A 14,639-nucleotide genomic window follows, 5' to 3' on the forward strand; every position below is an offset into this window, starting at 1 on the left:
ATGTTAGATGATTTTTTTATAAGAGCTTTGATTGCTGGACTTGGGGTTGCCTTAGTCACAGGACCTCTTGGTTGTTTTGTTATTTGGAGAAGATTATCATACTTTGGAGATACATTATCTCATTCAGCTTTATTGGGTGTTACGCTTGCTTATTCATTTGAATTAAATATTGCTCTCTCTGTTTTTCTAATTTCTTCAATTGTTGCAATAATCTTAATTAAACTTCAAAGTAGAACTAATTTACCAGGAGATGCTTTACTTGGTCTTTTGGCTCATTCTTCATTGGCAGTTGGATTAGTTGTTATTGGTTTTTTAACATTTATTAGATTTGACGTAATGGGGTTACTATTTGGAGATATTTTAGCTGTTACTGTTAAAGATATTACTGTTATCTGGATTGGTGGAGCAATTATTCTTTGTATACTTAAATTAATATGGAGACCTTTATTTGCATCAACAGTTAATTATGAACTTGCTGAAGCGGAGGGTCTAAATCCAGAAAGATCTAAAATTATTTTCACAATTTTAATGGCTGCAATAATTGCAATATCAATTAAGATGGTTGGTTTATTATTAATTACAGGAATGTTAATTATACCTGCGGCAATGGCTAGAAATATTTCTAGTAGTCCTAAAATGATGGTTATATTTTCTGTGATTGGAGGTTTGTTGTCTGTAGTTTTAGGTCTTTTTTCATCATTAGAATTTAATACAGCATCAGGTCCATCTATTATTGCTGCATCTTTATTCTTATTTATATTATCTTTATTTAAAATAAAACAGTCACCACAATTAAAAAACTAATCTATAATGAATAAAGTTATAAACATGAAACAAGAATTTCTTTCAAAAAATCAACAAATAGTTCTTGAAACAATCAAAAATTCTAATGAACCACTTAAAGCTTATTCAATTTTATTTGATGTTAAAAAAAAGGGTATCAAAGCGCCTCCTCAAGTATACAGAGCTCTAGATAAATTAATTGAGATTGGTAAAATACATAAAATAGAAAGTAAAAATGCTTTCGTAGCATGTAAAAACACAAATTGTGATGTCACAAAGACTACAGCATTTTCTATTTGTGAAAAATGTGAAAATATTGAGGAAATTAAAGACACAAAAATTTCAAAATATTTAAAAAGTTTTAAAGATAATTCTGGAATGAATTATACAAGATACAACCTAGAGTTATTTGGTTTGTGTAAAAAGTGTAAGTAAATTATTTTTTTTAATAAATCTTTAACAAAACTGAAATAAACATTTCTGATGTTTATTAAAAAATACTTAAAATGGATTAGTACATTCTTAGTTTTAACAGGAATATTGCTAACAAATCTAAATTACTACCCTAACAATATATATTTCCATGGATTAGGTGTGGTTGGTTGGACGGTAGCAGGATATCTTTCAAAAGATAAGGCAATACTTACTAACTTTGGATTACAAATACCTTTATTCTTAATAGGTTTTTATAAAATTCTAATATAGAAAAATTTAAATTAAAGAATACCCAGAGGCTCTAACTGTTCTAATTAGTTCTTTTGTATTATCAATATTTATAGATTGTCTTAATCTTCTAATGTGGACATCAATTGTTCTGCTTTCTACATTTACATTATTTGGCCAAACATTTTCTAAAATTTGATCTCTTGAATAAACTCTTTTTGGATTCATTAGGAAGAATTCTAACAACCTAAATTCAGTTGGTCCTAGCTTTATTTCTTTTTTATTTCTAAACACTCTTTTTTCTATTCTGTCTAAAAATAAATCTTGATATTCTAAATTGTCAGAAACTATCTCTGGATTAGATCTTCTAAGAATAGCTTTAATTCTTGCTAATAATTCATTAAAACTAAATGGTTTAGTCAGATAATCATCTACACCGCTGTCCAAACCTTTGATTTTATCTTCTTCTTCACCTTTTGCTGTAAGCATAATTATTGGTAAAGATTTAAACTTATTATCTTTTCTTATATTTTTACAAATTTCTATTCCTGATAAATCAGGTAACATCCAATCTAACAAAAGTAAATTTGGTTCAAATTTTTTTAATTGTTTTAATCCTTCATTGCCATTTTCTGATGAAGATACTATGAAACCTTCTTTTTCAAGATTATGTTGGACTAATTGAATTATTGAAGGTTCATCTTCAATAATAAAAATTTTACCATTCATTTTATTCTTGGATAACTTTTCCTTTTGGTCTGTTACCTTTTAAATATTCACCCTTAATCAAATAACAAACATTTTCAGCTATATTGGTAATATGATCTCCTGCTCTTTCTAAATTTTTAGTTGCAAATATTAAGTGAGTAGAAAAATCTAAATTCTTTTTATCTTTAGATAAGAAATCAATAACACTTTCCATAGCAATATATGTAAGATCATCAACTTGTTCATCTTTTTCCCATACCTCTTTAGCTTTATCAAAATCTTTATTAACAAAGCTATCTAATACATCATTTAATTGTTTAAGAACTAAATCACCAAGTCTTTTTAAATTTCCTAATAATTCTTCTGGTAAATCTAAAGGTAAGGGCTTAACTTTTTTTGCATTACTTTTTGATAAATCACCAATTCTCTCAAGATCCTGTGAAATTTTTAAAGAACTTATTGTTTCTCTAAGGTCAATTGCCATTGGTGCTCTTTTAACTAAAAGGGTCATTATTTGAGTATCAATTTTAGATCTAAATTTATTTATCTCTTCATCACTTTTAATAATTTTATCAATAGAATCTTTATCAACTTTTATAATAGCATCCATAGAGTCGACCATTTGTGACTCGGTTAAACTCCCCATCTTGATTACTGAATCAATTAGATGTCTTAACTCTTCCTCGTATGATTTTACTGTATGTTCGTTACTCATAATTTATCCAAACCTACCTGTAATATAATCTTGTGTCATTTTGTTGTCAGGATTTTTAAAAATTTTCTCTGTTTTTCCTACTTCAATCAATTTTCCTAGATGAAAAAAGCCAGTTTTTTGAGAAACTCTTACTGCTTGTGCCATTGAGTGAGTAACAATTACAATTGTATAGGTTTTTTTTAACTCATCTATTAATTCCTCAATTTTTGCAGTTGCTATTGGGTCTAGAGCTGAACAAGGCTCATCCATAAGGATAACCTCTGGATTAACAGAAATTGCTCTTGCAATACATAATCTTTGTTGTTGTCCACCTGATAAACCTGTTCCTGGTTCGTCTAATCTATCTTTTACTTCTTCCCACAGAGCAGCTTTTTTTAAACTACTCTCTACAATTTCATCAAGTTCACTTTTACTTTCGCCTTTTCCATGAATTTTGGGGCCATAAGAAATATTATCATAAATACTTTTTGGAAATGGATTTGGTTTTTGAAAGACCATACCCACTCTTTCTCTTAGAGATACCACATCTAAATTTTTATCATTGATTTCAATTCCATCTATTTCAATATTTCCAGTAACTTTACAAATATCTATGACATCATTCATTCTATTTAGACATCTTATAAAAGTAGACTTACCACAGCCAGATGGTCCAATTAATGCAGTGACTTCTTTTTCATTTAAATCTAAATTAACATCAAATAGAGCTTGTTTTTCTCCATAAAAAACATTTAAATTTTTTGATTTAATTTTTATATCACTCATTTAATTCCATCTCTTTTCAAATTTTTGTCTTAAATATACTGCTAAAAAATTCATTACAATTAAAAAACTTAATAACATCATTATAGTGGCAGATGTTTTTTCAACAAACCCTCTTTCTGCTGATTCAGACCATAAATACACTTGTACAGGTAAAGAAGATGATGGATCAATTGGAGTTGAAGGAATATCAACAACAAATGCAACCATTCCAATTAATATTAATGGTGCAGTTTCTCCCAATGCTTGTGCTAATCCAATAATAGTTCCTGATAACGTTCCAGGTAAAGCTAAAGGAACAACATGATGAAAAACTGACTGAAATTTAGATGCACCAACAGCTAAAGCACCTTCTCTTATAGATGGTGGAACAGCTTTTAAAGATGCTCTACATGGAATAATAATTCTTGGTAAAGTCATTAAAGCTAAAGTAATTCCAGCAACTAATGGAGTGGACCTTGGTAGTTGAATAGTTGCTAAAAGTATTTGAAGCGCTAGCAGTCCATAAACAATTGATGGTACAGCGGCTAAGTTATTAATATTTATTTCAATAAAGTCAGTAATCTTATTTTTAGGAGCAAATTCTTCTAAATATATTGATGCTAAAACTGCTACAGGAAATGCTAATAATAAACATATTATGATACTGTAAAATGAACCAACTAAAGCTCCTCCTATACCAGCTAATTCTGGGTCTCTTGAATCTCCATTTTTAAAAAAATAATTGTTAAAGTTTTTAACGATCTTTTTATTTTCAACTAAAGTATCATAAATTTGTAGTTGAAAATTTGATATCCGTCTTCTGTCCTCTGGTAAATCTCTTGGATAATTTCCTTTATGTAATTGATCGATATCATCTGATGCTGTTATTTCTAAATTAATTCTTTTTCCAATCAAATTATTATTATCTATCAAAGCTCTTTTGATTTCTAATTCTGCATCAGTGGTAAATAGATCAATTAATTCATTTTCTTGGTCAAAATCATTTACAGGGTATGTTTTTAATAGTGTTTCAATCGTAATATCAAAAAAGTCTGACTGCATAATTTCATCTATGGATGCTCCATTTTGGATATCAATGAGTTCAGGATCAAAAAATACTTCAACATTTATTGCTGTTTTCATAAAAGCTGAACTTCCTTTTGAAAAAATATTATGAACTAAAATTAGAACAAACAGTAATGCGACAAAAATTGAAGCGATACCATAGAACCTGAATCTTTTTTCTGCACTATGTCTTTTTTTTAATCTTTCTTCTTTAGTCATATTTTTCTCTGTATTTTTTAACAGCTCTTTGGGCTATGTAATTTAAAATCAATGTTGCAATAAAAAGTGTTAATCCAAGAGCAAACGCTGATTGCGTTTTTGGACTATCAAATTCTTGGTCGCCAACTAAAATCATTACAATTTGAGTTGTAATTGTTGTTGTGGATTCCAATGGATTAATAGTTAAGTTAGCAGCTAAACCTGCTGCCATTACAACAATCATAGTTTCACCAATTGCCCTAGATACAGCTAAAAGAATTGATCCAATAATTCCTGGCAGTGCCGCAGGTATCACAACTTTTTTAATTGTTTCTGATTTTGTTGCACCAATAGCATAAGAACCATCACGTAAAGATTGAGGTACTGAATTAATTACATCATCAGATAAAGATGATACGTAAGGAATGATCATAATTCCCATAATAAGTCCAGCTGCAAGAGCACTTTCAGATGAAACAGATAATCCAAAACTTTCTCCAACTTGTCTAAAAAAAGGTCCAACCGTTAAAGCTGCAAAAAAACCGTAAACAACAGTTGGTATGCCTGCTAAAATTTCAATAATTGGTTTTGAAACTCTTCTAATTTTAATTGAAGCATATTCAGCCATATATATACCTGAGAACAATCCAATAGGTACAGCAACAAGCATTGCAATGAAAGCTATGAAAGATGTGCCTGCAATTAAAGGTATAAAACCAAATGCATCTTTTAATTCAGCATACTCTGTTTCTGTTATTGCTGATGCATCTCTTACAAAAGCCCTTTGTGGACTCCAATTAGTTCCAAACAAATAATCAAATACATTTATTACAGAAAAAAACTTAATGCTTTCAAATAAAAGCGAAAATATAATTCCTAATGTAGTTAATATAGCAATTAAAGAAGAGGCAAATAGAAGACCTTTTAATATAAGTTCTACATCGTCTCTGGCTTTATTATTGTTCTTAATTTTATTTAATGAATAAATTATAGAGGCAATGATAATTCCAAAAATTAGAACTATCTTAGAATTTGTAAATAAATTAATAAATTTTGCATAAGACAATGCGCTTTCTTTGAGAATGCTATCTATGTCACCTAAATATGTACCTAAATGAATAGCTTTAATTTTTTCATAAATCAAATTTGCTTCGTTTTTGTCGTTAAAAATTGCTCCTTGATTAGCAGCAGTATCAATAATTATTGATTTAATTATTACTGGTTCAAATAATGACCAAACTAATAAAAAAACTAATGCTGGAATGGAGCACCATAATACAAGGTAATAACCATAAAATTTTGGAAGTGCATTTAATTTAATATTATTATTTATTGAAATAGTCTTACTTTTAGATTTTCCATAAAAAAATAATGATAATGAAAATATTATGATTAAGAAAATTAGAACAGAATTCATTATGCTTCTGATAACTGTGTAATGTTACAGTTTTGTTACAATTTAACTTAATAATTGAATAAAAAAAAAGGCCAGTAAAATACTGGCCTTTTTTGTGGATAAATTTAATTTTTACTTAATGTTAATTATATTTAAATCAATCGCGGCAGTTCTAGTTACTTCGTATTTATCAGAAGCCAATGGAACTAAACCAATTTTAGCTAGATAACCTCTGTTACTCATAGCTTTTTTTGATGTAAATTCTTTAAGGTATTCTTGGATACCTGGTACTACACCAATATGAGCTTTTTTTACGTAAAAGAACAATGGTCTAGCAATCGGGTATGAATAATCTTGGATACCTTCTAGAGATGGTTGAACACCTTCAATTGAAGCAGCTTTAACTTTGTCTTTGTTTGCAACTAGATAACTATAACCAAAGAAACCATAAGCATCAGGATTTGAAGTCAATTTTTGAACTATTAAAGTATCATTTTCACCAGCTTCTACTGCATAACCGTCTTCTCTGATTTTAGCACATTCTTTTTTTGCTTTATCACCAAATAAAGATTTAGCCTCTTTTGAACAACCTTTAACCATAACCAGGGAGTTCCAAGCATCTCTTGTGCCTGAAGTAGGTGGTGCAACTAAAACCTCAATTTTCTTATTTGGAAGACTGGCATCGATATCACTCCATTTTTTATATGGATTTTCAACTAATTTTCCATCTACATCAACTTTTGCAGCTAAAGCTCTCCAAAGTTGTTCTTTTGTAAAGTTAGCATCAGGTGAATTCACAGCATGAGCAAAAGAAATGCCATCGTTTCCTACAACTATTTCGATAATTTCTGAAACACCATTCTTCTCACATAAAGCTTTTTCTTTTGGTTTAATTGCTCTAGATGCATTTGTAACATCAGGGTGATTAACACCGACACCAGCGCAGAATAATTTCATTCCACCGCCAGTTCCTGTACTTTCAATAACAGGAGTTTTAAACTTTCCGCCTTTACCAAATTTTTCAGCTACAACTGTTGCATAAGGATATACAGTTGAAGAGCCAACAATTTTAATTTGGTCTCTTGAGTGACTAATTGATGTAAAACTTAGCACTAAAAGACAACTTAATATTATACTTGTTGATTTATTCATAATTCTCCTTTTAAGATTCATATACGAAGCTATTTAAATTCTAATTTTAAATAATTTATTAAAGGAAGGTTAAAGTTTTGTTACAATGACTAACTTTTTAGTTGAATTATAAAGCGTTAAATTTAATACTTATTGATGTACCTTCATTTTTCACACTATTTATATCCATTTCAGCTCTATGTTGAGAAACTAGATGTTTAACAATAGCCAAACCTAGTCCTGTACCTCCTACACTTCTACTTTTGCTAGGATCAACAGTAAAAAATCTTTCAGTGACTCTATGTATTAGTTCTTTAGGTATTCCTATGCCTTGATCTTCTACAGATACTATATTTGTTTCACCTTCTTTTTTAGTAGAAATTGTAATAGTTTTATTTTTATCGCTATATTTAATTGAATTATCAATAAGGTTCGTAAATATTTCAATTAGTTTATCTCTATCACCTATAATCTTAAAATTATCTGTTTTATTTAAAACAATACTAATATTATCTTTTTTGATAATCTTTTCGTAAGTCTTAATAACAAATTCTAATAATTCTATTAGATCAATTTCATGAGTGGGTCTTATATGTTCTTGTAATTCAATTTTGGATAAAGAAAGTAAATCTCTTATTAAATTTTCCATTCTTTCAGATTGAGATATCATTACAGGAAGGAAATTTTTTACCTCAGAATTATTTTTTAATTCTGAATTGTTTTCAAATGTTTCAAGTCCCATTTTGATTGATTGCAAAGGTGTTCTTAGTTCGTGAGAAACATTAGCAACAAAGTCAGATTTTAATTGTTGAAACTTATAAAACTCAGTTAGATCTCTGATAAATAAAACACATGTAGTTTCATCAAAGAAAAGGTCTCTTTTATCTAAATATATAGTGATATTAAGTCTTGATACTGATTGTGTTCGAATTTCTATCTCAAAATCTGATAAATTTTCGCCATTGAAGGCTTTATCTATAAAATTGAGCAAATCTGGGTTTCTTAAAAAACCACTTAAATTTTCGTTTAATTTTATCTGAAACCAATTTGTAGCTGAATTATTGCTAAACAAAATTTTTTTACTCTTGTCTACAACAATTACTCCTTCTGGAATATAATTTAATAAATCATAGATACTTCCTCTATATTCTTTGTTCTCAATTATCTTAATTTTTTCATTATTATTTTTTTCTTCTGTATTAATACCTAATACTTTCTCTTTTTTTAAAAGAAAAAAAATCAATAAAGCTATAATGATTAGTAAAATAAAATTTAGTAATTCCATCTGTCTAACTTAATAAGTAATAACAAAAAACTATAATGTAATAAAAAAAGTTACAACTAAAATTAATAAAGTCAGAAAAACAGCTGCACTTGATAAATCTTTAATATTTTTAATATCTAAATCATGTTCTTTAGTTATTTTATCACATAATTTTTCAATTGAAGTGTTCAAAATTTCAAAGGCTAATAATAAAAAATATAAAACAAATAAAATAATCTTATGTGTAAAATCTATGTTTGATAAAAAGATATAAGGTATTAAAAAAATACCTAGAATTAATTCTAAAATAAATGAATATTCTTTAAAAACTATTTTTAAACCATTTAATGAATTTAAAAAGTTGTTAAATAATTTCTTAATCATTTAACTCTGCCATAGACATCTTGATATCTGACAATATCTGTTTCCTTTAGAATAGATCCTACTTGGGCTTCAACTATCTTAACTGGTTTTTTTCCAGGATTTTGAATTCTATGTATCGCCTCTAATGGAATAAAAATATGTTCAAATGGTTTTTTAATAAAACTATCTTTATTTAAAGTTATCTTTGGATTTCCTTGGGTAACTAGCCAGTGTTCAGCTCTATGGTGATGTTTTTGAAGACTTAATATTCCTTTTGGTTTTACAAATAACTCTTTGATCAAGAATTCTTTGCCCTCAAATAAATTAGTATATCTGCCCCAAGGTCTATAAAATACATTTTTCTTCTTAATGTATTTATTTTTATTTTTGTCATACATCTTTAATATTTCTTTCCAACTTCCAAGATCTGACCATGGAATATCCAATTTTATCGCATTGATTTGTTTTGTTTTTTCTAAGATTGCATAATCAAATGATTTTGCAGTAGCTTTTATAAATGAAGCTTTATTGAGATAATAAGTATTAGATTTATATTTAGCTTTTTCTACAGCCTTAATACAATTTCTATAAATGGTAGGTTGATATTTCTTAAAGTTATTTATTATCGAGTCTTTTCTTAAAAAGAACATTCCTGAATTCCAATAACCTTTCTTTTTAATTACTTGTTTTGCTTTTGCTTCTTTTGGTTTTTCAATAAATTTTGTTACTTTATTGATATTTCCTTTAATTTTTTTTGTTAAAAAATAACCATATTCACTTGATGGTGAGGTTGGTTTAATTCCAAATATAAATATATTTTGATCGTTTAAATTAGATTTGTTCTTGTAAATTGATCTATTAAAAATACTTACTTTTTCAATTAAGTGATCTGCTGAAAAAAACATTAAAGCTTGTTCGTTTGGAATATCTTTTATTAAGGCAGTGCTTAAAATTGCTGGAGCTGTATTTCTTTTAGCTGGCTCTAAAACAATCCTATATTCTTTAATTTTATGTCTTTTTAAGTGTTGTTTAACTTGTTTAAGGTATTTTGCATTAGTGCTAATAATGGGAGCATCAAAAATTGATCCTTTAACTCTCTCTAAGGTTTTACCTAATAAAGTCCAATTACCAAAATCAATGAATTGTTTTGCCTGATGATTTTTAGAATTAGGCCAAAGTCTAGTTCCAGCTCCACCACACAAAATTACTGGACGAATTTTCATTAAATTTTTGAGTATTCTTTAACCTCTTTTTTCTTACCAGGATGTGTTGGAGCTCCTAAATAAGCAGGTCCAACAGTTTGTGCGTATTTCCATAAAGTTCCTGATCCAAAATCTGATTTTTTAGCTTTCCATTTTTTTCTTCTTGAAGCTAATTGTGCTTTAGTTAATCGAACATTAATCGTTCCTTTTTTAGCATCTATATCGATGATATCTCCATTTCTAAGCAATGCTATTGGTCCACCTAATGCTGCCTCTGGTCCAACGTGACCTACACAAAATCCTCTTGTTGCACCTGAAAATCGTCCATCAGTAATAAGAGCAACCTTTTCTCCTTTACCTTGACCATAAATTGCACCCGTTGTTGATAGCATCTCTCTCATACCAGGTCCACCAACTGGTCCTTCGTATCTAATAATAATTACATCACCATCTTTATATTTTCTTGTTTGAACTGCTTTCATTGCGCTTTCTTCATTATCAAAACATCTTGCTCTTCCAGTAAATTGTAATTTTTTCAATCCAGCGATTTTAACTATTCCACCTTCAGGAGCTAAATTACCTTTTAATCCAACTACACCTCCATCTGGTGATAATGGATTATTGTAAGCTCTTAAAACTTTTTGTTTTGGATTAAATTTAATATTTCTTAAATTCTCTTTCATAGTTTTGCCTGTAACTGTCATACAGTCACCATGAATATATCCGCCATCATAAAGAGTTTTTAATAACATTGGAACACCACCTGCTAACCACATATCTTTTGCAACATATTTTCCGCCTGGTTTTAAATCTGCAAGATAAGGAGTTCTTTTAAAAATTTTAGCAACATCCATTAAATCAAATTTAATTCCAGCTTCATTTGCAATTGCAGGTAAATGTAAAGCTGCATTAGTTGAACCACCAGTTGCAGCCACAATTGTTGCTGCATTTTCTAAAGCTTTTCTTGTTACAATATCTCTTGGCTTAATTCCTTTAGCCAACAAGTTCATTACTTGTTTTCCACTTTCTTTTGCGTATTTATCTCTTTCTTCGTAAGGAGCTGGAGTTCCTGCTGAATAAGGAAGAGCTAAACCAATGGCTTCTGAAACACATGCCATAGTGTTAGCAGTAAATTGCCCACCACAAGCACCAGCGCTTGGACAAGCAACAAGTTCTAATTTTCTAAGCTCTGCTGCTGACATTTGTCCTGAAGAATGTTTTCCAACAGCTTCAAATACATCAACTACAGTCACATCTTTTCCTTTGTATCTTCCTGGGAGAATTGATCCACCATAAATAAATACACTTGGCACATTAAGTCTAACCATCGACATCATTAAGCCTGGTAAAGATTTATCACAACCAGCAATTCCAACTAAAGCATCATAACAATGCCCTCTTACAGTTAATTCAGCAGAGTCAGCTATAACTTCTCTTGAGATTAATGAAGATTTCATTCCTTCATGTCCCATTGCAATACCATCTGTAACAGTAATTGTACAAAATTCTCTTGGAGTACCACCAGAAGCTCTAACACCTTTTTTAACAGATTGAGCTTGTCTCATTAAAGCAATATTGCAAGGTGCAGCCTCATTCCAAGTAGATACAACACCTACAAATGGTTTTGATACATCCTTTTCAGTTTCACCCATAGCATAATAGAATGATCTATGAGGGGCTCTATCTGGACCTATTGATGTATGTCTACTTGGTAGTTTCTTTTTATTAAATTTTTTCATTATAAGCTTTCAATGGTTAGTGATAATTTTTTTATATCATTTTCTAAATTATTATAATTAGATTTTTCTTGTTCAACAATATCTTTTGGGGCTCTATCAACGAAACCTTTATTGGACAATCTTTTTGATATTTTATCAGCTTCTTCTTTTAATTTGCTTTGTTTTTTTACTAAATTTTCTTTTATCAAAGTTAAGTTTACATTTTCATCGAAATAAACCTTATAAATTTCACCAGATATTACCATTGATCCAGATGACTTATTTTGATCATCTTCTAAAAATTCATTAACTCTTCCAAGTTTTTTCAAAACAGTACCATTATCATTTACAAATTTCTTAGTTTCTTTAGATAAATTACTAATTGATATTGTTGTAAAAGATCCAGGGCTTACATTTAATTCATTTTTAAATGATCTAAGTTCAGAAATTATATCAATAATTTTTTCTACATCTTTTTGAGATTTATCAATTTTTATCTCACCAGATGGCCAGTTATGATGCATTAAAAAATCTTTACCTGAATTATCAAATTTATTTTTTAACCATATTTCTTCTGTTACAAATGGAATAAATGGATGGAGTATCACTAAAATCTGTTTAAAAATATAAGAAGATACTTTCTTAACTTCATTAATATCTTCTGCTTTATCTGAAAATAGTATTGTTTTTGACAGTTCTAGGTACCAATCACAATATGAATTCCATGCAAATTTATATGCATTTTTTGCTGCCTCATCAAAACGATAATCTTTAAGGTTTTTTTCAATAGTATTTTTAGTTTGTATTAATTCTGAATAGATCCATTTATTAATATTTAAAGACAATTCAGGTACTTCATTTGTTGATGAAAAATCACACTTATTAGTTATTAAAAAGTTATTAGCATTCCATAATTTATTTAAAAAGTTTCTATAACCCTTAACTCTGTCTTCAGATAATTTTACATCTGTACCTGGTGATGCCATTGATAATAATGTAAATCTTAATGCATCAGCACTATATTGATTTATCAAATCTAAAGGATCAATAACATTTCCTTTTGACTTTGACATTTTTTGTCCTTTTTCATCTCTAACTAATGCATGAACATAAATATCTTTAAATGGTTCTTTATTTAAGAATTCCATTCCAAACATCATCATTCTAGCTACCCAGAAAAAGATAATATCAAAACCAGTTACAAGAACTGTTGTTGGATAAAATTTATTTAACTCTTCTGTTTTTTCAGGCCATCCTAAAGTTGCAAAAGGCCATAGACCTGATGAGAACCAAGTATCTAAAACATCAGGATCTCTATTCAATTCAACATCCTTTTTGTAAAATTCTTTGGCTTGTTTTTTTGCATCATCTTCATTTTCAGCAACAAAGATTTTTTCATCTGGACCATACCAAGCAGGTATTTGATGACCCCACCAAAGTTGTCTTGAAATACACCAAGGCTCAATATTATTCATCCATTGAAAATATGTCTTCGACCAATTTTCTGGAAAAAAATTTGTTTTTTTATTATTAACTATCTCTTTAGCTTTAATCGCTAATTTTTCTGCATCAACAAACCACTGATCAGTTAGATAAGGTTCAATAACAGAGTTAGATCTATCTCCGTATGGAACTTTATTTTTAATGTTTTCTTCTTTTACAAAAAAATCTTTTTCTTTTAATTCTTTTAAAATTTTCTTTCTTGCATCAAATCTATTCAGTCCAACATATTCTTGAGGGGCATTTTCATTAATTTTTCCCTCTTCAGTAAATACATTAATAATCTCTAAATTATTCCTAGAGCCTACATCATAGTCATTAAAGTCATGCGCAGGTGTAATTTTCAAAGCACCTGTTCCCTGTTCAGGATCAGCATAATCGTCTTCAATAATCTTAATTTTTCTTTCTACAATTGGAATTGTTACAGTTTTGCCAACAAATGATTTAAATCTTTTATCAGTTGGGTTTACTGCAATTGCGGTGTCTCCTAACATTGTTTCAGGTCTAGTTGTTGCAATAGTGATAAATTGATCAGAACTGTCTACTGGATATTTGATGTAATAAATCAAGGAATTCATTTCTCTTTGATCAACTTCTAAATCTGAAATTGCAGTTTTAAGGACTGTATCCCAATTTACCAATTTCTTGGCTTTATAAATTAATCCCTTTTTATGAAGATCAACAAAAACTTTGATTACTGATTTTGAGAGATTTTCATCCATTGTGAAAGCATTTCTACTCCAATCACATGAACAACCTAATTTTTTTAGTTGGTTTATTATAATGTCACCATATTGATTTTTCCATTCCCAAACTTTTTCAATAAATTTTTCTCTTCCAATATCATTTTTATTTATATTTTCTTTTTCTAATTTTCTCTCCACTAATGCTTGTGTGGCTATACCAGCATGGTCAGTACCTGGTTGCCATAAAGTTTCGTAGTTATTCATTCGGTAATATCTAACTAGTAAATCTTGAATAGAATTGTTTAAAGCGTGACCCATATGCAAACTTCCAGTTACATTGGGTGGTGGAATGACTATAGAATATTGTTGCGAATTCTGCTTAGGTTTAAATAAACCATTTTTTTCCCAATAAGAATAAATTCTATCTTCGACATCAGAATGTATATATTTATCACTACTCATGAGAGAATTAGTTTATAATTTAATAATTCAAATTAACAATA

14 protein-coding genes are annotated in these 14,639 nt (G+C 28.9%); 3 read left to right on the forward strand and 11 right to left on the reverse strand.

Annotation, left to right across the window (positions count from 1 at the left end):
• From ACTT9U_RS04915 to ACTT9U_RS04925, 3 genes are read left to right on the forward strand one after another with little or no spacing between them, the layout of a single operon-like run.
• Complete coding sequence (locus ACTT9U_RS04915; RefSeq protein WP_440932066.1) at positions 1-804, forward strand: metal ABC transporter permease; 804 nt, start codon at positions 1-3, stop codon at positions 802-804.
• Positions 805-810: 6 nt separating this feature from the next.
• The gene (locus ACTT9U_RS04920) at positions 811-1,218 is read left to right on the forward strand and encodes a Fur family transcriptional regulator (RefSeq protein ID WP_440930680.1); all 408 of its coding nucleotides are present in this window, start codon (positions 811-813) and stop codon (positions 1,216-1,218) included.
• A 48-nt stretch (positions 1,219-1,266) separates the two neighbouring features.
• The gene (locus tag ACTT9U_RS04925; protein WP_440932067.1) at positions 1,267-1,488 is read left to right on the forward strand and encodes a DUF6552 family protein; all 222 of its coding nucleotides are present in this window, start codon (positions 1,267-1,269) and stop codon (positions 1,486-1,488) included.
• A gap of 6 nt (positions 1,489-1,494) precedes the next feature.
• On the opposite strand, the gene phoB is transcribed toward ACTT9U_RS04925, so the two are convergent.
• From phoB to ACTT9U_RS04980, 11 genes are all read right to left on the reverse strand, one after another.
• Positions 1,495-2,175 (reverse strand): phosphate regulon transcriptional regulator PhoB, encoded by a 681-nt coding sequence (gene phoB, locus ACTT9U_RS04930; protein WP_440932068.1) that lies wholly within the window; start codon positions 2,173-2,175, stop codon positions 1,495-1,497.
• 1 nt (position 2,176) lies between these two features.
• Complete coding sequence (phoU, locus tag ACTT9U_RS04935; RefSeq protein ID WP_014953210.1) at positions 2,177-2,869, reverse strand: phosphate signaling complex protein PhoU; 693 nt, start codon at positions 2,867-2,869, stop codon at positions 2,177-2,179.
• A gap of 3 nt (positions 2,870-2,872) precedes the next feature.
• Entirely contained in the window at positions 2,873-3,634 is a 762-nt protein-coding gene (gene pstB / locus ACTT9U_RS04940) for a phosphate ABC transporter ATP-binding protein PstB (protein WP_440909487.1), read from the reverse strand.
• Positions 3,635-4,897 carry a phosphate ABC transporter permease PstA gene (pstA, locus tag ACTT9U_RS04945; protein WP_440932069.1) on the reverse strand — a complete coding sequence of 421 codons (1,263 nt, stop codon included), beginning with the start codon at positions 4,895-4,897 and terminating at the stop codon, positions 3,635-3,637.
• Positions 4,890-6,293 carry a phosphate ABC transporter permease subunit PstC gene (pstC, locus tag ACTT9U_RS04950; protein ID WP_440932070.1) on the reverse strand — a complete coding sequence of 468 codons (1,404 nt, stop codon included), beginning with the start codon at positions 6,291-6,293 and terminating at the stop codon, positions 4,890-4,892. The genes pstA and pstC overlap by 8 nt, the downstream gene beginning before the upstream one ends.
• Positions 6,294-6,404: 111 nt before the next feature.
• Complete coding sequence (locus ACTT9U_RS04955) at positions 6,405-7,424, reverse strand: substrate-binding domain-containing protein (protein ID WP_440932071.1); 1,020 nt, start codon at positions 7,422-7,424, stop codon at positions 6,405-6,407.
• Between the two features lie 106 nt (positions 7,425-7,530).
• Positions 7,531-8,688: an ATP-binding protein gene (locus ACTT9U_RS04960; protein ID WP_440932072.1), complete on the reverse strand. Its 1,158-nt coding sequence runs from the start codon at positions 8,686-8,688 to the stop codon at positions 7,531-7,533.
• 30 nt (positions 8,689-8,718) lie between these two features.
• Positions 8,719-9,051: a diacylglycerol kinase gene (locus ACTT9U_RS04965; protein WP_440932073.1), complete on the reverse strand. Its 333-nt coding sequence runs from the start codon at positions 9,049-9,051 to the stop codon at positions 8,719-8,721.
• Positions 9,048-10,253 (reverse strand): sugar phosphate nucleotidyltransferase, encoded by a 1,206-nt coding sequence (locus tag ACTT9U_RS04970; protein WP_440932074.1) that lies wholly within the window; start codon positions 10,251-10,253, stop codon positions 9,048-9,050. Before ACTT9U_RS04970 ends, ACTT9U_RS04965 begins: the two co-directional genes overlap by 4 nt.
• Complete coding sequence (gene ilvD, locus ACTT9U_RS04975) at positions 10,253-11,971, reverse strand: dihydroxy-acid dehydratase (protein ID WP_440909481.1); 1,719 nt, start codon at positions 11,969-11,971, stop codon at positions 10,253-10,255. Before ilvD ends, ACTT9U_RS04970 begins: the two co-directional genes overlap by 1 nt.
• Positions 11,971-14,598 carry a valine--tRNA ligase gene (locus ACTT9U_RS04980; RefSeq protein ID WP_440932075.1) on the reverse strand — a complete coding sequence of 876 codons (2,628 nt, stop codon included), beginning with the start codon at positions 14,596-14,598 and terminating at the stop codon, positions 11,971-11,973. The genes ilvD and ACTT9U_RS04980 overlap by 1 nt, the downstream gene beginning before the upstream one ends.
• Between the last annotated feature and the right edge of the window lie 41 nt (positions 14,599-14,639).

It is taken from the genome of Candidatus Pelagibacter sp. (assembly GCF_052049975.1).
Taxonomy (GTDB): Bacteria; Pseudomonadota; Alphaproteobacteria; order Pelagibacterales; family Pelagibacteraceae; genus Pelagibacter.

Coding starts and splice junctions, on each gene's coding strand:
- pstA (WP_440932069.1), bottom strand. CDS start 4,897: ATGACTAAAGAAGAAAGATTAAAAAAAAGACATAGTGCAGAAAAAAGA.
- ACTT9U_RS04980 (WP_440932075.1), bottom strand. CDS start 14,598: ATGAGTAGTGATAAATATATACATTCTGATGTCGAAGATAGAATTTAT.
- ACTT9U_RS04970 (WP_440932074.1), bottom strand. CDS start 10,253: ATGAAAATTCGTCCAGTAATTTTGTGTGGTGGAGCTGGAACTAGACTT.
- pstB (WP_440909487.1), bottom strand. CDS start 3,634: ATGAGTGATATAAAAATTAAATCAAAAAATTTAAATGTTTTTTATGGA.
- ACTT9U_RS04920 (WP_440930680.1), top strand. CDS start 811: ATGAATAAAGTTATAAACATGAAACAAGAATTTCTTTCAAAAAATCAA.
- phoB (WP_440932068.1), bottom strand. CDS start 2,175: ATGAATGGTAAAATTTTTATTATTGAAGATGAACCTTCAATAATTCAA.
- ACTT9U_RS04960 (WP_440932072.1), bottom strand. CDS start 8,688: ATGGAATTACTAAATTTTATTTTACTAATCATTATAGCTTTATTGATT.
- ACTT9U_RS04965 (WP_440932073.1), bottom strand. CDS start 9,051: ATGATTAAGAAATTATTTAACAACTTTTTAAATTCATTAAATGGTTTA.
- ACTT9U_RS04925 (WP_440932067.1), top strand. CDS start 1,267: ATGTTTATTAAAAAATACTTAAAATGGATTAGTACATTCTTAGTTTTA.
- ACTT9U_RS04955 (WP_440932071.1), bottom strand. CDS start 7,424: ATGAATAAATCAACAAGTATAATATTAAGTTGTCTTTTAGTGCTAAGT.
- phoU (WP_014953210.1), bottom strand. CDS start 2,869: ATGAGTAACGAACATACAGTAAAATCATACGAGGAAGAGTTAAGACAT.
- pstC (WP_440932070.1), bottom strand. CDS start 6,293: ATGAATTCTGTTCTAATTTTCTTAATCATAATATTTTCATTATCATTA.
- ACTT9U_RS04915 (WP_440932066.1), top strand. CDS start 1: ATGTTAGATGATTTTTTTATAAGAGCTTTGATTGCTGGACTTGGGGTT.
- ilvD (WP_440909481.1), bottom strand. CDS start 11,971: ATGAAAAAATTTAATAAAAAGAAACTACCAAGTAGACATACATCAATA.